A 22,156-nucleotide genomic window follows, 5' to 3' on the forward strand; every position below is an offset into this window, starting at 1 on the left:
CGAAAACAACCGATGCAGAAGTATAATAAGTTTGACAAAGCTTATCTAAAAATGGCTCAGGAATGGGCAAAACTTTCCTACTGTGAAAGAAAACAAGTAGGAGCTCTTATTGTAAAAGATAGGATGATTATTTCAGATGGATACAATGGTACTCCGTCAGGATCTGAGAACTGCTGTGAAGACGAAACCGGGAAAACCCATTGGTACGTTTTACACGCAGAAGCAAATGCAATTTTGAAATTGGCAGGTTCTACACAATCTGCCCGAGGTGCAACTTTGTACCTTACTTTATCTCCCTGTAAAGAATGCAGCAAGCTAATTTTACAGGCAGGAATTTCAAAACTGGTCTACATTAATGCTTACTCAGATGATGAGGGAATTGCTTTTTTAAAAGAACACCAAATTGAAATAATACAGGTTTCAGAAAATGAGTTAAAAATTTAAAAAAAACACAACACGATGACTTGGGATGAAAAAATTAAAGATTTTGAAATCTTTCTACGTTTTGAAAGAAATTTTTCAGAAAACACACTCGACGCTTATATCCGCGACATTAAAAAACTTAAAGATTACGCAGTAGGAGACCTCGAAAATACAGGTCCTGAAAAGATTACGTATGATAATCTTCAGGAATATATTTTCAAACTATCTAAACAGAAGTTCAGCGAACGATCACAAGCAAGATGGATATCCTCCATTAAAGCTTTCTTCAGATATTTACTGGAAGACGAAATTCGTCATGATAATCCGTCAACATTGTTGGAAGGTCCTAAGTTAGGTTTATATTTACCCGATACATTAAGCCTTGCCGATATTGAAAAAATCATCGAAGCTATTGAAAGAGGTTCAGATTTAGGTAAAAGAAATCACTGCATTATTGAAGTACTTTATGGATGCGGACTTAGAGTTTCTGAATTGATTGATGTTAAAATTTCTAATATCAATTTTAAAGAAAACTACATTAAAGTTATCGGAAAGGGTAACAAAACACGCTTCGTACCTTTAGCTCAATACACTGCAAAATTTTTGAAAGAATACATCACTGAAGTACGTTCTAAAAGTAAAGTGAACAAAAAGCATGAAGACACTCTTTTTCTTAACAGTAGAGGAACTTCAATGTCTCGCGTGATTGTATTTATTATTATTAAAGAATTAACAGATAAAGCGGGAGTAAGTAAGAAAATCTCTCCGCACACATTCAGACATTCGTTTGCTACGCATTTGTTGCAAAACGGAGCTGATTTGCGTTATATTCAGGAAATGTTGGGACATTCAAGCATTACAACAACCGGAATTTATACTCATTTAAAAACAGAAGAACTTCGGGATGTGATACTAAATTATCACCCGAGAAACTCTAATATTGCTTAATGAAAATATTAAAATTTTGTCCGAATTGCGGAAATGAAACCCTCAATTGGGACGGAGAAAAAAAATGGAGCTGCGCTGAGTGCAGCTTCACTTTGTATAATAATGTTGCAGGAGCTGTTGCTGTAGTAATTCGCTGTGGAAATGAAATCTATTTAACCCGAAGAAATCAGGAGCCTAAGAAAGGAAAACTGGATTTAGCCGGAGGATTTGTAGACCCGAGAGAAAGCGCAGAAAACACTTGCAAAAGGGAACTTTTTGAGGAACTTCAGCTTGAAATTGATATTAAAAATCTAAAATATCTAACGAGTCTTCCCAATGTATATCAATACAAAGAAATTGATTATAATACAATTGATTTGTTTTATGAATATCGTGTTTCTGAGAAGTTTGCAGTGAATATAGAATTGTCTGAGATTTCAGAAACCCAATGGATTCCAATTTCTGAAATTAACCTTGACGATATTGCTTTTGATTCTCAGAAGAAATTCTTTGAACAGTATTTAAAAGATTTTAATTAGAAGTATTTTCTAGTATTTTTTAGAATCTAAAATTCCTTTAAAATAATTATTTAAAAGCAATCTTTCTTCTTTAGAAAGGTTGGCTTCCGGGTGATAAACAATATAAGCAGGCATCGGCATTACTTTGCTTTCAATAGTCTGCATAGAGTGCTTAAGCATATTCTGCTTTAAATCTTTATTGTAACTTCCCCAAACGGAAAAATTAAGATGCTCTCTACCATCATTGACATGGCTTTTCACCGACCAGGAAAACGGAGCTATATAAGCATATTTAGGATAAACCGTTTCATCGGAATGACAATCGTAGCAAGCATTTTTCAATAATGCAGCAACTTTTGGCGGCGTATTTTCAACCTTAACAAAATTTTTGTTTTGATCTACAGGCTTATTTACTTTATCAACCGGGATAAATTGGATGATTGCAAAACCTACCAAACACCAAAAAATTATCTTCTTAAACTTCTGCATTATCTTCTTAATTCAAGATTTCTATTCGTTCCTCTAGTTCCAGAATTGTTATTCTGAATTGAAGAATTATTTGTTGGGTTTGTTGTCGATTTATTCTCGTTAGACTGAGCTTTTGTAGCACTTGTAACTGTTCCGAATTTACTGATATCAAGTACTTTTGTATCTTTTAGATCCCAGGTTTCTCTTGAAGTCCATAAAGGTCGAATAACCGCAGTCTTATAGTAAGTATAAGAATCTTCTGCAAAAGTAGACGTTTCAAAATCTGCAGGATCCCAATATCCGTTTTCATTATTATCAACCAAGATCCGGATAATATATTCTGCCGGTTTCAATACATCAAATGTAACCGTATTTCCGCTTGTATATACTTGATAAATTGCTTTTTCTGAAGAATCTAAAAGTTGGAGCCAATATTTTTTAGTCGGAGCATTTTCCAATGTAATTGACAGATTTCCATAATTTTCAATCTTATCAATTTCAAAATCGAAACGTTTCGACTCAGAATTTTTTTCATAATAAGAAGAAATTGTCGTTTTTGGAATCGTCAACTGATATTTCTTTCCGGAAATGAAATCTGATGTTATTAAAATCTGATAAGGATTGGTCTCTGATATTTTTGCAGTAAACGGTTGTACCGTTGTACTGTCAATCTTTAAAGTCCATTTTTCCGGATTAATTTTGTCGATAAGGTAAGTGGATGAAATTTTGAAAGCAGTTTTCGGAGGCAATAAAGCCCCACCATTTTCGCTAATAACATCCATCACATTCTTCTTATTGTATTTATAAAAAGAAACAACAGTATCCTGCTTTGTTCCAGTGTCGTAGCTGAACTCCAATTTTTCGTTCACAGTTTGCCCAACATCACTTTTTACCGCATCAAACCAAATCTTCACAGAATCTGATTTTGGCTTATGCGTCACTTTGATGTCTTTTAATTTTTCGCTTACCGAAAGTACTTTTACCTCTTCAGGATTCCCTTCAAAAGTCATCAAAATTCCTCCCGGCATTTCTTTTAACTCAGGGTTTTTAAACGGCTTTTTAGACGGAAATAATTTTAGATTTAATCCGGAAATAGATTTTTCAACAACAACAGTGTCTTTTTGAAATGCTATTTTTTCTTTTCCAGGATTGTAAATTGAGTTTTCGTTGTCGTCATCAAAAGCAATAATCTTGTATTTTCCTTTGGCAAGATAATTTAGTTCATAATATCCGTCATCATCTACTTTGGTGATGTAATATGGCTTCTGTTTATAATCCATACTGTCTTTCAGCTGATAAAGACCAACCACCATTTTGTTATCAGAGCTGCTTTTCTTTTTTAAAGCTAATGCATCTGTCACCACTCCACTGATGTATAAATCATCAAGCTTTTCGCCTGTAGAAAAAGCAAAATTATAATATCTCAAGACATTACCTTCGCTGTTATCAACGATTGCATTTCCAAAATTGAAATTATAAGTTGTGTTTGCCTGTAAAGTATCTGTCCATTGAATCACCATATATTTATTGGCAATATTCGAAGGGAGAATTCTTTTGATATTCTTTATAGGTGGCGAAATATTAAGATTTTTATTAATATCCTTTAAAGTAATATATTCATTAAAATCAATACGTAATTCTTTGATATCTCTTCTCACATTGACTCTTGCGGAATCTATATTTGAACCTATAGCTTCAGGAGCCAAAGTATCTTTAAGACCTCCGATTGGTGAGCCTACTCTTGCACAAGACTGTACAAGAATTCCGATGATGAATAAAAGAAGAAATCTTTTCATGAAATTATTTGAGCAAAAATAAACATTATTCTCCAAAAACCTCAGTTCCTGTTTTCAAAGTATCCTGGTTATCATTCATAATGCTGTGAAGCTTATCTTTCTGAGGTGGAAAATCTTCGAAAAGACCCGACAAAGCCAAAGCCGAGTAAACTCTTCCCGAATATTTGTTTCCTATAGCAATAATGGTCACTTTTGATTTTAAAAGATGGGCAAAAACAGAATTTGTCCCGTGCCACCAACCGTTGTGGTAGGTTAGTTTTTCTCCGTTATCAAAAATTTTCATTCTAAAACCCAATCCGTAATTATTTTGACCTGCTTTTTCATTGCTGTAAGGCGCAAAAACCATTTGCATCAATTCCGGCTTTAAAAAATCTTTTGAAAACATTGCTTTTGAAAAATTAAAAAGATCTCTTGGTGTAGTATAAACATTTTTATCACCATAAATAAGGTCTAATCGGTCTAAAGGATACAGCTTATTTCCACCAAAATAAAATGACTGGGATGCTGTAGGAATATCTTTTTCCTGAAAAATATACGTATTCGTCATTTTCAGCGGAGTGAAAACCATTTCCTTCATTGCTTGTGGAAAAGGAGTTTTCGTAATTTTCTCAATCAGCAAAGCCAAAAGAGCAAAATTGGTATTGCAATACATAAATCCTGTATCGGTATCTCTCGCCAATTCAGGTTTGTATTTGATGATCATATTCAAAACATCCTGATTGGTAATATAAGTTTTAGAAAGTTCTGCAGGAGCAGGTTGAATTTTAGTAATAAAATATTCGTATTTCGGCAGTCCGCTTCTTTGGTCTAATAAAGTCTGAACCGTCACATTAGGATAAGGAAATGCAGGGAAAAACTGTGTTAAATGGTCTGTCAATTTTATTTTTCCAGCTTCAATTAACTTCATCATTGCCATTGCCGTCAATGTTTTTGAAACTGAAGCAACATGCAATGCCGTATTTTGATTTATAGGATTTTGATTTCCTTCTCGTGCAAAACCTCTGTAATTTTCATATAAAATCTGATCTCCTTGTGCGACCAAGAAACTTCCACTTAAATTACCTCTTTCCCAAACCTTTTTATAATACTGGTCGATATAATTTACGGCATAATCTTTATCAACAAGATTGAAATCTCCTGAAGCAAAAACCTTAGTTAAATCTACATTTCCATAGTTGGGAAGATTGGTTGTAGATTCTGCTGTTGCAGAATTATTTTCAGATTTGTTTTTACAGGAAAATAGAAATAAAAATATGGTGGTAACTAGTACGAGGTTAAGCTTCTTCATGGGTTCAAAAAATGAACGGCAATTTAATAAAACTCCATTCAAATATGAAAAGGCGATTGTCAATTATGAATTATTTAACATAAAAATTCACACCTTAAATGAGTAATCTAATTCGTTGATTTTTGAACTAGCAAAACGATGCAATAATTTTATCTACAATTACTTGTGCCAACTTTTCTTTGCTTTGATGCGTCCAGCCTGCAATATGAGGCGTTACGATTACTTTTTCTGAGTCTAAAAGATATTGCAAATCTTCATTTTCCGATTCTAAATTTTCAAAAGAAGCTTTTTCGTATTCTAAAACATCCAGACATGCACCTTTTACTTTTCCGGATTTTAGAGCTTCAACTAAATATTTCGTCTCTACATTCTTTCCTCTTGCGGTATTCACGAAATAGAAATCGTTTTTCATTTTATTAATAAACGCTGAATCAATTAAATAATGAGTTTCTTCCGTCATAGGAATATGCAAACTTAAAACCTCTGCTTTTTCTTTTAATTCTTCCAAAGAAACCTGCGTTGCAAACTCGTCTGAAAGATCAGAAAGAATATCATGGAAAATCACTTTACATCCAAAACCTGAAAGTCTTTTTGCAGTAGCTTTTCCCATGTTTCCGTAACCTATAAGACCAACCGTTTTTCCAAGCAATTCATCACCACGGTTTTCTTCACGCAACCAAATTCCTTTTTTCACTTCATTTGAAGCAATGAAAAGACGATTCATTAAAATCAGCAACATTCCAACTACATGTTCAGCAACGGAATCTCTGTTTCCTTCCGGAGAATTAATTAATTGAATCCCTAATTTTTCAGCAACAGGAATATCAATATTTTCCATTCCTGCTCCTACTCTTGCAATGAATTTCAAATTGCTTGCTTTTTCTAAAAAGTTTTGATCTAAAGGAATTCTGCTTCTAATAATTACCCCATCGTAATTTTGAATTTTACCACAAACCTCATCATATGAAGACGTAAAATCTTCTTCCAAAATAAAGTTCTTCGCTAAAAGCTGTTCGGTAATAAGAGGGTGATTTTTATCTAATAATAAGATTCTCATTTTTGTAACTTACATTTAAAAATAAACGGAAGAAAAATTCTTCCGTTGTAAATTATTGTTCAATTTCTCCTGAAAATAGCTTTTTCAATTCTACAGAATCTGTTGGCTTCATTCTTCCCGAAAGAATCAGCGATAATTCTTTTCTTCTTAAAGCTGCTGCAAATCTTTCTTTTTCAAGCTCGGTCTCCGGCTCCATCTGAGGAATTGGGATTGGACGATTAAACTCATCAACCGCAACGAAAGTATAAATTCCTTTATTTGTTTGAATTTTTTTCTGGTTGATTGGATCATCTAACCAAACATCCACATAAATTTCCATCGAAGTTCCGAATGCACGTGAAACCTTAGATTCCATCACAACGATTCCTCCTTCCGGAATCGGATGATCGAAAGAAACATGGTTTACAGAAGCTGTTACTACTCTTCTTTCGCAATGTCTGGTTGCAGAAATTGATGCGCAACGATCCATTCTTGCCAACAATTCACCTCCAAAAAGGTTTCTCAGTTGGTTGGTATCATTGGGAAGTACGATATTCGTCATTACCGTCAGAGATTCTGACGCCTTTTTTATTTTTGCCATTTTGATTTACTTTTTTTTGGAATTGGGTTTCCAAGTTTTTGCAGCCTGCTTTATTGAATCTTTTTTAAGAGAATCCGCTTTAAAAGCTTTTACAGAATCTTCTCTTTTTATCTCTGCCGAATCTATTTTTACCGGCATTTTCTTTTCAATTCTCTTTGTTTTGGTCTGTACCGAAACATCATCAAAAGATTTTTTTCCGAAGATAAGTTCCTGTTGAGTATATCCTAAATATAATATTCCTAAAACCGGAATAATAAAAAGGAAAATCCAAAGAATTGATTTATTAAATTTATAATCTTTCTCAGGGTTTATCGGGCTTTCGAAAGAGTCACCTTCATTGATATCGGAGAAACGAATTTCTTCCAAACCATAAAAATCAGGATGATCAGATTCTAAACGATTTCCTTTGAAATGAAGTTCTCTGTCTTCAAGAAAAATAGTTCCGAGATTCTGGATCTCCAAAGTATGCTCTGCCTGAAGTTTTTTCTTCCAAAAATCAGTCTGGATCTGCAATTCATTTTCAGCCGCTTCTTTTGAAATTGATTTTTTATTGCTGATAAAATCTACCAAATCATCAGATGAAACCTGATAATCAGAATGGAATGCAATTTTTGAAGAAGGAGGAAGAATACTTCCGTTGTCTGAGTTGATGACCGCTTTAGAATTTTCCAGAGAAAATACACCAAACTTTGGAACGGTAACGGTTCCAAATTGTTTCAAATAGTCTAAAATGTAAGCTGAAATATTCATTTGGTGGCAAATTTATGACTTTTTCGTGACTTTTTGGAAGATTTATTTGTAATGTATAACAAGCAATAATTTTAAAAAATTAAAACTAAAAAAGACTGCCGAAACAGTCTTTAAAAAATTTAATCTGAACTAACTTGAAATATATTGATATGAAATGGTGTCGAATTTTAATTATTGAATTTTCCAGCTGATCCCAAACATAAAATTGGTTCCTGCCTGAGAAAAATAAACCGGACCATTGTAAACATACCCGTTGTTTACATATTTCTGATTAAAAATATTATTCACCAAAAGTTTTAAAGCAACCTCATGTTTTGCAATTTTAAAGTCATATTGCGCATTAAAATCTGTAAGCAGATAATCGTCAAGTTGTAAACTCTGAGTTTCTGTATTATCCAAATATTGCTTTCCAACAAACTGATTCATCAAAGCAAAGTGGAAATTCTTAGTTGGATTGTATTTCAGGCTAATATTGGCAATTAAATTAGGTGAAAATGAAATTTCAGTGTTCCCTAGCTCGGTAATTTCTTTTTTATTTTTAATTCTGAAATCCAGATTTCTGTTTTGACTCACACTTACATTTGCTGAGATTTCCCATTGTTTTGAAAGTTTTGCCAAAGCTCCAATTTCTACACCTCTTCTGTAACTTTTCCCGGAATTGGTTCTGATAAACTCTCCAATATTACTGATCTGACCGTTTAAAACCAACTGATTCAGATAATACATATAATAAAGGTTGGCTGTAAAAGCTACTTTACCAAACTGCTTTTCAATTCCTGCTTCAAAATCATGCAGTTTTTCTGATTTCACATCATTGTTTGATATTAAATCATCACGATTGGGCTCGCGTTGCGCATGAGCATAAGAGAAGAAAACTTTTCCGTTTCCTAGTTTATAATTAACTCCCGCTTTTGGATTAAAAAACAGCCAGTTTTTATCAAGATTAGCACCTTCTCCATCGCCTTCCATTAATATTTTAGTATCGTAATCGATATTTCTCAGCTGAAGATCTCCGAAGAATTCAAAATCATTTACTTTGATTAATGCTTTAGCAAAAGCTGCAACTTCAGTTTTCACCGAACGATTGCGATAATATTCATATTCATCAATATTTGGAAAATACACTCCGGTAACATTCCCATAATGTCTTCCGTAATACTGATTTCCTACCAATCCGAAATTCAAATCTAGATTTTCAAATTTCCCGTATAAAGTAGAAACCAAACCATAGAAATCGTTGTTCAACCATTTTTTTCTGATAAAATCAGTTTGATTTACCGGAGAACCGTTTAATTCAAACACTGGAAGATTGTAATTGGAGTAATGCGTTGCATCTTCATCTTCTTCGTTTACTCTTACGTAATTTTCATAAAACCCTCTTCCTTTTGTGTAATGAAGAGTTGTTTCAAGATTCCAACGCTCGTTGATGTTTTGTTCCCATAAAAACTGATAATGATTTTGTCTGTAATTATCAGTTTCGTTATCATAAAATTTCTCTTCGCCCGTAAAAAGATCTGTGTATTGACCGGAATAATTCAGTCGAGGGTTTGTTTCCCAGGTTTGTCTATCAATTCCGTTCCAGGCTTGATACGTTTTTTCTTTACCTCCAAAAGCCATCAAGCGAAGTTTTGTTTTCCCTTCCTCAAATAAAGCTGTGAAATTGTAAGAATTTAAATCTGAAAAAGCCCTGTCGATATATCCATCAGAATGAATATATGAATATCTTCCCATCACAGAAAGTCGGTCTTTCCAGAATTTACCAGAACCTACCTCAGCCGAATATTTGTACGTATTAAATGATCCGTAGCTATCATCTGTTTTAAAATAAAATTTTTCTTCAGGCTCTTTAGAAATCACATTAATACTTGCTCCAAAAGCCGAAACTCCATTATTAGATGTTCCCACACCTCTTTGAATCACAATTTGTGAAGCCGAGCTCGTAAGATCCGGAACATTGACGAAGAAAGTTCCTTGGCTTTCAGAATCGTTGAACGGAACGCCATTCATCATCACATTAATCCCTCTTCCTGCAACTCCACGAATTCTGAATCCTGTGTAACCCACCCCATTTCCGGCATCGGAAGTAGAAATAATTGAAGTTTGATTTTTTAAGAGAATAGGAAGATCCTGCCCAAGATTTCTTCCGTCAAGATCTTTCTGAACATTAATGATCTCTTTGGCAACAGGAAGTCTTTTGGTAAAGTTAACAGCTTCAATTTCTCTGATTTTCAGAGAATCATTATTTAGAGTTTGTGCAAAACTCAGGGAACTTGCGGTAAGTCCTAAAAAAAACAATCCTTTCATTCTTATAAATTTTAAAAATTTAATGGAATAAAAGGGGCGATTAAAGTAATGTAACAATTTACTAATTTAACAGTCTAACAATGAAATTGGTAAATTTCTACACTGTTATATTGGTACATTTTCAAATTTCCCTAAACAGCATTACCCGTTCCAGGTTCATTGGGTATAATCTCAGCCCGCTTTGGAGCACCCCTTTATTTCAGCGGCAAAATTACTAAAAATATGCGAATTAAAAATATTTTGAAATTGAGATTCAGATTTAACTATAAAACTTAGTAAGATCGGTTGTAGGAATCTATATAATAATAGTTTTTATCATCCTTTGTGACTTCAAACATTTTGCCCAATTTCCAGCTGTAATTCCTTTTTATATCTGAATATTCAAACGGAATGATAATCTTATTATTGATATCAATCACACCAAATTTATCATTATACGTTGCCACGATCATCGGATTTGCCAAATCATTACCTTCCAAAATATAGAGATATTGATAATTTGGATAAATAGTAAACTGACTGCGGTCTGATGGATTTTTAAACTTCGAATCTTCAATGATTCCGTATTTTTTGTTTAAAATATAGGCATGAAATAATGCTTTTTTCAATTCCAAACTACATTTTCCTAAATCAGCATCTTTATATTGATAAACTTTTTTGCCTGATCTATTAATTCTGAAAGTAATTTTATCTTTTTCTACAGTGGCAAAATCTCCACCTCCAAACTTTCTGATTTTCTCGTTGGGAGAGTTTAAAAGGTTGCAATCTTCACCAAAAAACATCACCAGATCATACTCCGGCTGAATTACAAATTTTCCTTTTTGATTAACAAAGCCCGATTTTCCATTCTTTTTTTGCGGAATCAACAATGGAACTTCTTCATTAACCACAGGAAGTTTCGACACGTCATTTTTTACAATATTTGACTTTACTGCATTTTTAGTTCTATTTAAATTATTCTTTTTAAGAGTTTTAGATTGAGAAAAAGCAAAAACAGAACACGTTATTAAAAAACCCAACTTCAATTTCCTTAGAATCATCTTATGTTTATTTTGTACCAAAAATAGAAAATATAAAATTCATATTTATAAAGAATCTAAATAATTTCAACCTTACAAAATAGTAAAATTTCGTAAATTTGGAAACATTTTCAAGTGTTTAACAACGGAAAACTAAATTTTGAAGGTTTTTTTGATAAATCTAAAAAAATAACATCAGTTCTTATCTGTTAAATTTTATTTCAGAAAAGATTTTCAATAAACAGCTTCAATTCCGATAACAAACTTAGAAAGATTTACGAATAAATCGTAAAACAATTGAAAGTGATGCGTATTAGGAATTTTATTAAATCCCAAAGGCGCGTTTAAAAATGAAAAGACTTCTAGAATTATGAATATTTATCAGGATTACATCCAAGAAATCGAAGAAAGAAAAAACCAGGGACTCCACCCAAAACCAATTGACGGCGCAGATCTATTAAGCGCAATTATTGAGCAGATTAAAGATACAGCAAACGAATACAGAGCTGATTCTCTTAAATTTTTTATTTATAACACTTTACCGGGTACAACAAGTGCTGCAGGAGTAAAGGCTAAGTTTTTAAAAGAAATTATTCTTGGCGAATCTGTGGTTGAAGAAATTACTCCAGCTTACGCTTTTGAATTATTATCTCATATGAAAGGCGGACCTTCTATCGAAGTTCTTCTTGATTTAGCTTTAGGAAACGATGAAGCAACTGCAAAACCTGCTGCTGAAGTTCTTAAAACTCAGGTTTACTTATATGATGCTGATACAGCACGTTTAAAAGATGCTTTCGAATCTGGTAATGTAATCGCTAAAGATATTTTGGAAAGCTACGCCAAAGCTGAATTTTTCACTAAACTTCCTGAAGTTGCAGAAGAAATTAAAGTAGTGACTTTCATCGCTGGTGAAGGTGATATTTCTACAGATTTATTGTCTCCTGGAAATCAGGCTCATTCTCGTTCAGACAGAGAACTTCACGGTAAATGTATGATCACACCTGAAGCGCAGGACGAAATCAAAATGCTTCAAGCTCAACATCCTGATGCAAGTGTAATGCTTATCGCAGAAAAAGGAACAATGGGAGTTGGTTCTTCTCGTATGTCTGGTGTAAACAACGTTGCACTTTGGACCGGGAAACAAGCAAGTCCTTATGTACCTTTCGTAAACATCGCTCCGATTGTAGCGGGAACAAATTGTATTTCTCCAATTTTCTTAACGACTGTTGATGTAACCGGAGGTATCGGAATTGACCTACAAAACTGGGTGAAAAAAGTTGACGAAAACGGAAACCCTGTTCGTAATGAAAATGGTGATATTGTTTTAGAAGAAAAATATTCTGTTGCTACAGGAACTGTTCTTACAATCAATACCAAAGAAAAAAAATTATACAATGGAGATGTTGAATTGAAAGACATTTCAAAATCATTTACTCCTCAAAAATTAGAATTTATCAAAGCTGGTGGTTCTTACGCCATCGTTTTTGGTAAAAAAATTCAAACTTTTGCTGCAAAAACTTTAGGAATTACAGCTCCTACAGTTTTCGCTCCTTCTAAAGAAATTTCAATTGAAGGGCAAGGATTGACTGCTGTTGAGAAAATCTTCAACAGAAATGCAGTGGGTGTTACTGAAGGTAAATTATTACATGCTGGTTCAGACGTTCGTGTAGAAGTAAACATTGTTGGTTCTCAGGACACGACAGGTTTGATGACTTCTCAGGAATTAGAATCTATGGCTGCAACCGTGATCTCTCCAATCGTAGACGGAGCTTACCAATCAGGTTGTCACACTGCTTCAGTTTGGGATAAAAAAGCGCAGGCTAATATTCCTAAATTAATGAAATTCATGAACGATTTTGGGGTTATCACAGCTCGTGATCCGAAAGGTGAATATCACGCAATGACAGACGTTATTCACAAAGTTCTTAACGATATTACAGTTGACGAATGGGCAATCATCATCGGAGGTGACTCTCACACAAGAATGTCTAAAGGTGTTGCTTTCGGAGCTGACTCTGGAACCGTAGCTCTTGCTTTAGCAACAGGTGAAGCATCAATGCCAATTCCTGAATCTGTGAAAGTGACTTTCAAAGGAGATATGAAAGAGCATATGGATTTCCGTGATGTGGTTCACGCAACTCAGGCTCAGATGCTGAAGCAATTTGACGGAGAAAACGTTTTCCAAGGTAGAATTATCGAAGTTCACATCGGAACTCTTCCGGCCGACCAAGCGTTTACATTCACTGACTGGACTGCAGAAATGAAAGCGAAAGCTTCTATCTGTATTTCTGAAGACGATACTTTGATCGAATCATTGGAAATTGCGAAAAGCAGGATCCAGATCATGATCAACAAAGGAATGGATAACCATAACCACGTTCTTCAAGGTCTAATTAACAAAGCAAACAAGAGAATCGAGGAAATCAGAACGGGCGACAAACCTGCTTTGACTCCGGATGCTAATGCAAAATATTACGCAGAAGTAGTTGTTGACCTAGACATTATTGTTGAGCCAATGATCGCTGATCCTGATGTAAACAATGACGACGTTTCTAAAAGATATACTCACGATACCATCAGAGACCTTACTTTCTACGGTGGTGAGAAAAAAGTTGACCTTGGTTTCGTAGGTTCTTGTATGGTTCACAAAGGTGATTTGAAGATCGTTTCTCAAATGTTGAGAAATCTTGAACAGAAAAATGGTAAAGTAGAATTCAACGCACCATTGGTTGTTGCTGCTCCTACTTATAATATCATTGACGAACTAAAAGCTGAAGGTGACTGGGAATTATTAGAAAAATATTCAGGTTTTGAATTTAATGATAATGCTCCGAAAGGCGAAGCTCGTACTCAGTATGAAAATATGATGTACCTAGAGCGTCCAGGTTGTAACCTTTGTATGGGTAACCAGGAGAAAGCTGAAAAAGGAGATACTGTTTTGGCAACTTCTACAAGACTTTTCCAAGGAAGAGTGGTTGAAGATTCTGAACGTAAAAAAGGTGAATCTTTATTAGCATCAACTCCGGTTGTTGTATTGTCTGCGATTATTGGAAGAATTCCAAATATTGACGAATACAAAGCTGCTGTTGAAGGTATCGATTTAACGACTTTCGTTCCATCTATCAAAGAATTGGTTACCGTTGGTCACTAATTTTTAAATTAAAGTCGCAAGACTTTTTAAATATAAAATGGAAGATTTCTTTTTGAAGTCTTCCATTTTTTTGTTTAGAATCTTTCCATTTAAGAGCAACTGGAATTATTTTAACCTATGTCAATGATTCAAAATTTATTTTTCCTTAACTTCATAGGTATAAAAAATAGTAGTTATTCATCTAATTAATCCTATTTTATGAATGGTAGGAATAGTATTTGATGAACCTTTATTGAAAAAATTTCCGGCCTTAGTTTTAATTAAAATCCCGGAAAACTATTAGAAAAGAAAAATTAAAATAGATATGACTTTCGACATTGACATGATCAAAAAAGTGTACGAACGTTATCCTGAAAGAATTGCTGCTGCAAGACAAATTACAGGAAAACCACTCACACTTTCAGAAAAAATCCTTTACACCCATTTATGGGAAGGAAACGCAACACAAGAATATGAAAGAGGAAATTCTTATGTAGATTTCGCTCCAGATAGAGTTGCAATGCAGGATGCCACTGCGCAAATGGCACTTTTACAATTTATGCAGGCTGGGAAAGCCAAAGTAGCAGTTCCTTCAACTGCTCATGCGGATCACCTTATTCAGGCAAGAGTGGGTGCAGAAGCAGATTTACAGGAAGGAATTAATAAAAACTCTGAAGTTTTCAATTTCTTAAGCTCGGTTTGTGATAAATATGGAATTGGTTTTTGGAAACCGGGAGCTGGAATTATCCACCAAGTTGTTCTTGAAAACTATGCATTTCCGGGAGGAATGATGATCGGAACCGACTCTCATACGGTAAATGCAGGAGGTTTAGGAATGGTTGCCATCGGAGTTGGTGGAGCTGATGCGGTAGACGTAATGGCTGGAATGGCTTGGGAATTAAAAATGCCAAAATTGATCGGTGTTAAATTAACCGGAAAAATGTCTGGTTGGACTTCCGCAAAAGACGTTATTCTAAAAGTGGCAGGAATTCTTACCGTAAAAGGAGGAACAGGATGCATCGTAGAATATTTTGGAGAAGGAGCAGAATCTCTTTCAGCAACAGGTAAAGGAACAATCTGTAACATGGGTGCTGAAATAGGAGCTACAACTTCTACGTTTGGATATGATGATTCAATGAGAAGATATTTGGCTGCAACCGGAAGACAGGATGTTGTAGATGCCGCTGATAAAATCGCTGAACATTTAACAGGTGATGCTGAAGTGTATGCAAACCCTGAACAATATTTCGATCAATTAATAGAAATCAATCTTTCTGAATTAGCTCCTCATTTGAACGGACCTTTCACTCCAGATTTAGCGACTCCTGTTTCTGAGTTCAGAGCTAAAGCTGAAGCAAACGGATGGCCTCTTGAAGTAGAATGGGCATTGATCGGTTCTTGTACCAACTCTTCGTATGAAGATCTATCGAGAGCAGCTTCTATTGTAGAAGATGCAGTTGCAAAAGGGGTAAAACCTAAAGCTATTTTAGGAATTAATCCTGGTTCTGAGCAGGTGAAATTTACTGCAGAAAGAGACGGCTTCTTAGATTCTTTCAGAAAATTTGAAAATGCAAGAATCTTTACCAATGCTTGCGGACCTTGTATCGGGCAATGGGACAGAGAAGGTGCTGAAAAAGGAGAGAAAAACTCGATTATTCACTCTTTCAACAGAAACTTTGCAAAAAGAGCCGACGGAAACCCAAATACACATGCTTTCGTAGCTTCTCCAGAAATGGTTGCTGCAGTGGCGATCTCCGGAAGATTAGATTTCAATCCGATTACAGATACTCTAACCAATGAAGCTGGTGAACAGATTAAACTGGATGAACCGAAAGGTTTTGAATTGCCTGCAAAAGGTTTTGCTGTTGATGATAATGGATATCAAGCTCCATCTGCAGACGGATCTAGTGTTCAGGTCAATGTAAGTCCAACTTCAGACAGACTTCAATTATTGGAAGAGTTCCCAGCTTGGGATGGTAAAAATATTACCGGAGCAAAAGTTTTAATTAAAGCTTTCGGAAAATGTACCACCGACCATATTTCTATGGCAGGACCGTGGTTGAAATATAGAGGTCACCTTGATAATATTTCAAACAACATGTTGATTGGAGCAGTCAATGCTTATAACATGGAAACCAATCATGTTAAGAATGAACTGACAGGTGAATACGGAGAAGTTCCGGCTGTACAAAGAGCTTACAAAGCTGCAGGCGTTCCGACTATTGTTGTAGGAGATCAAAACTACGGTGAAGGTTCTTCTAGAGAGCACGCTGCAATGGAACCTAGACATCTTGGTGTGAAAGCCGTTTTGGTAAAATCATTTGCAAGAATTCATGAAACGAACCTTAAAAAACAAGGAATGTTAGGAATTACATTTGCCAATGAATCTGATTATGATAAAATTTTAGAAGACGACACCGTTAACTTCTTAGATCTTGATCAGTTCGCTCCAGGAAAACAATTGACTTTAGAATTTGTACATGCTGATGGAACGAAAGATATCATTTTAGCAAACCATACGTACAACGATCAGCAGATCGATTGGTTTAAAGCGGGTTCTGCGTTGAATTTAATTAAGCAACAGGAAAACTAAAATTCAGTTTTTAATTATACAGAAAAAGCAACTTCAATTGAAGTTGCTTTTTTATTTCAGCTTTTCCAAAAGATTAGATTTATACATTTCTCCCACTGAAATTTCGTGTTCCGAAATCAAAATTACTTTTTTTGAATTTAGACTTTTCACTTTATCTAAATTTAAAATAAAAGATTTGTGAATTCTTGTAAAGTTTGCCGGAAGCTGATTTTCCAGAGATTTCAAAGTATCTAAAACAATGTATTCCTGAGTTTCTGTTTTGATGTTGACGTAATCTTTAATGCTTTCCACATAAAGAATTTCATCAAAATTAATGCGATGCTGCTGACCGGAAGATTTCACGAAAAAATGTCCGGTTTCATTAGCTTCAGTTACAGGAAAACGTTCCTGAGCCTTCATAACGCTTTTGCTAAAACGGTCAAAAGAAATCGGTTTTAAAAGATAATCAACAACATTGTGCTCATATCCTTCTAAAGCATATTCTGAATAAGCCGTAGTTAAAATATACTTCATTTTATCGCCGACGATTTTCATGAAATTAATCCCCGTTAATTCCGGCATTTGAATATCTAAAAAGACAAGATCTGCATCGCTCTTCTGAATAAATTCTAAAGCTTCAATAGGATTTTCAGTAGAAAAAACAAGCTCAAGAAATGGAATTTTCTCTACATAACTTCCGAGGAGTGATACTGCGAGCGGTTCGTCATCAACAATAATGCATTTAATTTTCTTCATTCTTCAAATCGATCTTTAAATCTACGGTAAAATTGGTTTCCGTTTCAATCATATTCAGCTCGTATTTTTTAGGATACAAAATTTCGAGTCTTTTTCTTACATTTTCGATCCCGATTCCGGAAACAGAGTCTTTCATTTTCTCTTTTTTAAAGTTTAAAAGATAAAAATGCAGAATTTTATTGTTATCTGAAATTTTCATATCAAAACCTTTGTTTCTGAAATCCCCGTGTTTAAAAGCATTTTCAACGAATGGAACTAAAAGCATCGGCGAAATATTCAGTTTTGGATGAATCAGTTTTTTCTCAACATTTAATAATTCAGGATTTTTAATTCTCAGTTTTTCTAAAGCAATTAAACTGTCTAGATAACCAATTTCTTTATCTAAAGTAATAAAATCTTTCTCAAGATCTTTAGTGCTGTATCTTAATAATTGTCCCAATTCTTCAATGGCAGGCAAAGCTTTATCTGAATTTTGATAGACCAAAGAATAAATATTATTTAAAGTATTAAAAATAAAATGCGGATTGATCTGGGTTTTTAAAGCTTGAAGTTGTGAGTTTTTATGTTCTTCAATCAACCTACGCTTTTCTTTTTCAGTTTTCAATGCGTTATTTAATAACCAAATTAAAGTAGCAACAAAAATAGTCGTATAACCAAAGAAAACGTTATCATAAAAATAATACACTAGAGTTGTCTTCTCATGATAATTTCTGAAACCAAATAAAATAGGAAATAACATCTCTTCAATAGAATACCTTAACAAACCGAAAAATAAAAATATGCTGATAATTCCACCAATGATAGCATACATTTTCTGCTTCTTATATACCCAAGGCATTAAAATAAAATAATTAGCATAAAAAGTTAATAGATTTACGAGTAGAAAAGAATAACCTAAAATATAGCTTTGAATTTCTCCACTGGATCCGTCCGGTAAAAAAATAAATCTAAATTGGTAATAAATAAAAAATAGCCAATACAAAAGATGTAGAAGTAGGATCTGTTTTGTTTTCATCTTAATTCTTTATTGTTAATTATAATTGGTTGAGAAGAGTAATAATGCAAATATATCGAAACCGGAACTGCATTTCGGTTCTCTAATTTCAACATGCTTTTTTTAGGTAATCTATATTTAAATTCAGACTTACCCAAAATTTCAGAAGGTATTTTCAGCTCAGAAACTAAAACTACTTTTTCCTTTGAAAGATTTTTTATTTCTATCGTTGCAGGCACTTTTACTTTATTAATAGTAATGCTTTCGTTCGGAGCTATTGTGATTGTTTTCCAAACATCTACCCTGTGATCGCCTACATTGGGTTGCATAAAAGCTAAGCTTAAAAGAAGTATTATATTTTTCATTCACCAAAAATAATTACAATAGCAAAGTAAGACCTTCCAAAATCTACAAACGGCTCTTTTTTTCCGATGAAAGTATTTTAAACCGGCATATTTCGTACTTGGTCGAAACGCTGTTTTATCAAATCGTTGTGAGATATAAATTTGTCAAAAATATTTAAAACAAATTATTATGAAAACATCAATATTGATCGTATTAATGACAATGTCAACATTCTTATTCGGGCAGAAAAAACCTTCAGAATATTTTCCTGATCCTAAAACAAAAGTTTTGGTTGTTGGTTCATTTCATTTTGATTATCCCAATCAAGACGCTCATAAAACAGAAAAAAGTGATCAGGTAGACGTGTTAGAGCCTAAAACTGCTGCTGAAGTAACAGAACTTATTAATTACATCAAAAAATTCAAGCCTACAAAAATTGCTATTGAAGCTTGGCCAAATTGGAAAGCCAATGAAAAATTGCAAGAATATAAAGAAGGAAAACACAGGGATCAAAGGGATGAGCGTTATCAACTTGCAATGCGCCTTGCAACAGAACTTAAGATCAGTGAATTGTACAGTATTGATGCCAATTCTGTGTTGGATGAATTTATAGAAAAATTCGAAAAAACAGATTCAGTGTATTTTAAAAATATGCTTAAAGATTATGATTTTTTAAATGACGACCGCATCTCTCAACAGTATAATACTTTCATTAAGAATACTGCGCGAAAAAACTTTAAATCTATTCTTGATATGTTTAAATATATGAACAGCAAAGAATATCATCAATATGAATACGGAGCATATTTAACAGGAGATTTTAAATTGAGAGAACACGACGGCGCAGATCTGCTTGCTTTATACTGGTACAACAGAAATCTTAGAATGTTCAGAAAAATACAGGAGATTCCTAAAAATGTAGAAGACAGAATTTTGGTGATTGCAGGAAACGGTCATGCTACAGTTTTCAGACAGCTTTTCACTATTTCTCCAGAATATGATTACGTTGAATTTTCATCCTTAGACTCAAAAAAATAATCTCCTTACCTCATCAATTTAAACCATCCATTTCTCATGAAAAAGACATTCGTTATTGCAGCATCTTTCTTATACATCTTTTCTTTTGCCCAAAAACAAGATAGTTTACAACTGAAAACTATAGAATCTGTTACCATTAATGGCAAGAAAAAACTTCTTCTCGAAAGGAAAGCTGATCGTCTTATTTTTAATGTTGAAGCTTCTGTAGCTTCTCAGGGAATGGATGGTTCGGAAACATTGGCCAATGTTCCGATGTTGAAAGTAGATGATAATCTGGGAAGTATTTCTATTGCGGGAAAGAGCAGTGTCAATGTAATGGTCAATGGAAGAATGCTGAATCTTTCAGGAACGAATCTTATCAATTATCTGAAAACGATACGCTCGGAAAATATTGCCAAAATAGAAGTGATCACTACTCCACCCACAAAATATGAAGCTCAGGGAAACAGTGGATTGATCAATATTATTCTTAAAAAAAATCCAAACTTAGGCTGGAGCGGATCAGTGAATACAGGATTGAACCAAAGAACCTACTCAGGAGGAAATTCAACAGGATCATTAAATTATCAGACCGAAAAACTAAGCTTATCTTTAAAAACAAGCTATGCAGACGGAGCAAAGCGTTCAGAAGAAAACTACAGTATTTTAGGTGCTTCTCAAAATTACAGCCGCTCTGTAAGAAAAGATATGTGGAAAGAATTGACGCCTAATCTAAATCTTTCGTACAAGCTCAATAAAAACTCCGAAATCGGAATGGAATACATCTATGCTCATCAGAAATCTGGGATGCATATTGTAAACGAAACACGAAATGTAGACACCGATTTATCTGTAGAAAACCTTTTAACAAAGACTTATCATCGCGAAAAAACACCAACCCATACATTAAGTGCTTATTATGATCTTAAATTAGATTCGTTGGGGAAAAAATTGAGTTTTGCAGGAAACTTTTTTAAAAATAATTCTGATACAGACGTTAACTTTTCAACATTGAAATTGAGTGATAATTCAATACAATATGTCAATACAAGATCAATTGTTGAGCCACAGGTTTTTTCTTTGCAAGGAGACCTGGAACTCCCGTTTTCTTTTGGTACCATTGAAACCGGACTTAAGTTTAATCAGTTTAAAAATGCTACCGATCTGCAATATTTTAACATCATCAACAATCAGTATATTCCGGATCTACAAAGAGCCAATTTATTTGAATATAAGGAAGAAAATTATGCTGCTTATTTTAGTTATGCCAAAAGTTTTGGGGAACACTGGGAAACCAAAGCAGGGCTTCGTTATGAAAACACTCAGGCACAAAGCTTTACTCCGTCAACTAACTTAGAAAACAAATACAATTACGGACAGTGGTTTCCATCGGCTTTTGTTTCTTACAAACAAGAAAAAAATGTCTTCAGTCTTTCTTATTCAAGAAGAATCAACCGCCCAAGTATGAGCAATCTTAATCCTTTCAGATGGTATGAAAACCCATATTCATATTCATCAGGAAATCCTTTGCTTAAGCCATCTTACATTAATAATCTTGAATTGGGATATACTTACAACAGCAAATTTTCTGCAAGCATTTATTATTTGAAACTTAAAAATGGTTTCGGGCAAGTCTCTTACTTAGATGGTCTTACACAGATCGGGACTTATCTTAATCATTATGACAATAATTTTTACGGTGCTAATGCTTCTTACACCGACAAATTGTTCAAATTTTGGGAAACAAGCCTTTCATTAAACGGGTCACTTACAGATTCTAAAATATTTAATATTGAAGCTGAAGCTAAGAATGGGTATTCAGTCAATTATTCGATCAATAATACCTTTACAATCAATAAAAACAAAACAGTTTTCTTTTTTCTAAATTACAGTCAGGATCTGCCTTATAAAAATGTAAACTCTTATTTTCATAATTTTTCTAACCTGACCTCAGGAATAAAAGTTTCATTGATGGAAAAACAGTTACAGATCAATGCTACTGTAACCAATATTTTTGCTCAGAAATATCGTGGTGATATGTATTTCAAAGACAACAGCCAACATTTCAATAATTATTGGGATGGTAGAAGTTTCCGTTTAAACGTAAATTACACATTAGGAAACAACAAAAAGAAACGAAGTACAAAAAGCATCAGTTTTGAAGAAAAAGACAGAGCGCAATAAAATTTTGTAACAAATTTATTTTTTTGTC

18 protein-coding genes are annotated in these 22,156 nt (G+C 33.9%); 7 read left to right on the top strand and 11 right to left on the bottom strand.

The genetic code is table 11. The features are described 5' to 3' along the window. Nucleotides 1–12: 12 nt before the first annotated feature. Genes BUR17_RS10505 through BUR17_RS10515 form a run of 3 tightly spaced genes read left to right on the top strand, consistent with a single transcriptional unit; the run spans nt 13 to nt 1,889 of the window. Entirely contained in the window at nt 13–444 is a 432-nt protein-coding gene (locus tag BUR17_RS10505) for a deoxycytidylate deaminase (protein ID WP_074230347.1), read from the top strand. 15 nt (nt 445–459) lie between these two features. Then, entirely contained in the window at nt 460–1,371 is a 912-nt protein-coding gene (xerD, locus tag BUR17_RS10510) for a site-specific tyrosine recombinase XerD (protein WP_074230348.1), read from the top strand. After that, entirely contained in the window at nt 1,371–1,889 is a 519-nt protein-coding gene (locus tag BUR17_RS10515; protein ID WP_074230349.1) for an NUDIX hydrolase, read from the top strand. The genes xerD and BUR17_RS10515 overlap by 1 nt, the downstream gene beginning before the upstream one ends. Nucleotides 1,890–1,898: 9 nt before the next feature. Here BUR17_RS10515 and BUR17_RS10520 read toward each other — a convergent pair whose 3' ends face one another. The 8 genes from BUR17_RS10520 to BUR17_RS10555 all read right to left on the bottom strand — a co-directional run bounded on the left by BUR17_RS10520 (nt 1,899) and on the right by BUR17_RS10555 (nt 11,151). Next, nucleotides 1,899–2,357: a heme-binding domain-containing protein gene (locus BUR17_RS10520; protein WP_074230350.1), complete on the bottom strand. Its 459-nt coding sequence runs from the start codon at nt 2,355–2,357 to the stop codon at nt 1,899–1,901. Beyond that, nucleotides 2,357–4,132, bottom strand: coding sequence for an Ig-like domain-containing protein (locus BUR17_RS10525; RefSeq protein WP_084550567.1), 1,776 nt, complete (start codon nt 4,130–4,132; stop codon nt 2,357–2,359). Before BUR17_RS10525 ends, BUR17_RS10520 begins: the two co-directional genes overlap by 1 nt. A 25-nt stretch (nt 4,133–4,157) precedes the next feature. Continuing rightward, a complete protein-coding gene (locus BUR17_RS10530; protein WP_074230351.1) occupies nt 4,158–5,420 on the bottom strand; it encodes a serine hydrolase domain-containing protein in 1,263 nt (420 codons plus the stop codon). Nucleotides 5,421–5,547: 127 nt separating this feature from the next. After that, a complete protein-coding gene (locus tag BUR17_RS10535) occupies nt 5,548–6,477 on the bottom strand; it encodes a 2-hydroxyacid dehydrogenase (RefSeq protein ID WP_074230352.1) in 930 nt (309 codons plus the stop codon). Between the two features lie 52 nt (nt 6,478–6,529). Further along, nucleotides 6,530–7,057 carry an acyl-CoA thioesterase gene (locus tag BUR17_RS10540; protein WP_074230353.1) on the bottom strand — a complete coding sequence of 176 codons (528 nt, stop codon included), beginning with the start codon at nt 7,055–7,057 and terminating at the stop codon, nt 6,530–6,532. 6 nt (nt 7,058–7,063) lie between these two features. Next, nucleotides 7,064–7,807, bottom strand: a complete 744-nt coding sequence (locus BUR17_RS10545) for an HU domain-containing protein (protein WP_074230354.1) — start codon at nt 7,805–7,807, stop codon at nt 7,064–7,066. A 171-nt stretch (nt 7,808–7,978) separates the two neighbouring features. Beyond that, complete coding sequence (locus BUR17_RS10550) at nt 7,979–10,111, bottom strand: TonB-dependent receptor (RefSeq protein ID WP_074230355.1); 2,133 nt, start codon at nt 10,109–10,111, stop codon at nt 7,979–7,981. Nucleotides 10,112–10,383: 272 nt separating this feature from the next. Next, entirely contained in the window at nt 10,384–11,151 is a 768-nt protein-coding gene (locus BUR17_RS10555) for a WG repeat-containing protein (protein WP_084550570.1), read from the bottom strand. Nucleotides 11,152–11,500: 349 nt separating this feature from the next. On the opposite strand from BUR17_RS10555, the gene BUR17_RS10560 reads away from it, so the two are divergent. Then, nucleotides 11,501–14,281 (top strand): bifunctional aconitate hydratase 2/2-methylisocitrate dehydratase, encoded by a 2,781-nt coding sequence (locus BUR17_RS10560; RefSeq protein WP_074230356.1) that lies wholly within the window; start codon nt 11,501–11,503, stop codon nt 14,279–14,281. A 304-nt stretch (nt 14,282–14,585) separates the two neighbouring features. Then, nucleotides 14,586–16,853: an aconitate hydratase gene (locus BUR17_RS10565; protein WP_074230357.1), complete on the top strand. Its 2,268-nt coding sequence runs from the start codon at nt 14,586–14,588 to the stop codon at nt 16,851–16,853. Between the two features lie 51 nt (nt 16,854–16,904). Here BUR17_RS10565 and BUR17_RS10570 read toward each other — a convergent pair whose 3' ends face one another. From BUR17_RS10570 to BUR17_RS10580, 3 genes are read right to left on the bottom strand one after another with little or no spacing between them, the layout of a single operon-like run. Next, on the bottom strand, nt 16,905–17,588 hold the full coding sequence (locus BUR17_RS10570) for a LytR/AlgR family response regulator transcription factor (RefSeq protein ID WP_074230358.1): 684 nt from the start codon (nt 17,586–17,588) through the stop codon (nt 16,905–16,907). Next, on the bottom strand, nt 17,575–18,603 hold the full coding sequence (locus tag BUR17_RS10575) for a sensor histidine kinase (RefSeq protein ID WP_074230359.1): 1,029 nt from the start codon (nt 18,601–18,603) through the stop codon (nt 17,575–17,577). Before BUR17_RS10575 ends, BUR17_RS10570 begins: the two co-directional genes overlap by 14 nt. After that, a complete protein-coding gene (locus BUR17_RS10580; RefSeq protein WP_074230360.1) occupies nt 18,600–18,947 on the bottom strand; it encodes a hypothetical protein in 348 nt (115 codons plus the stop codon). The genes BUR17_RS10575 and BUR17_RS10580 overlap by 4 nt, the downstream gene beginning before the upstream one ends. 169 nt (nt 18,948–19,116) lie before the next feature. Between BUR17_RS10580 and BUR17_RS10585 the strand changes: the two genes are divergently transcribed. Together BUR17_RS10585 and BUR17_RS10590 are read left to right on the top strand one after the other, a co-directional pair. Further along, nucleotides 19,117–19,965: a DUF5694 domain-containing protein gene (locus BUR17_RS10585; RefSeq protein WP_074230361.1), complete on the top strand. Its 849-nt coding sequence runs from the start codon at nt 19,117–19,119 to the stop codon at nt 19,963–19,965. A 36-nt stretch (nt 19,966–20,001) separates the two neighbouring features. Further along, complete coding sequence (locus BUR17_RS10590) at nt 20,002–22,128, top strand: TonB-dependent receptor domain-containing protein (RefSeq protein ID WP_074230362.1); 2,127 nt, start codon at nt 20,002–20,004, stop codon at nt 22,126–22,128. Nucleotides 22,129–22,156: the final 28 nt, after the last annotated feature.

Source organism: Chryseobacterium scophthalmum (genome assembly GCF_900143185.1).
GTDB lineage: Bacteria > Bacteroidota > Bacteroidia > Flavobacteriales > Weeksellaceae > Chryseobacterium > Chryseobacterium scophthalmum.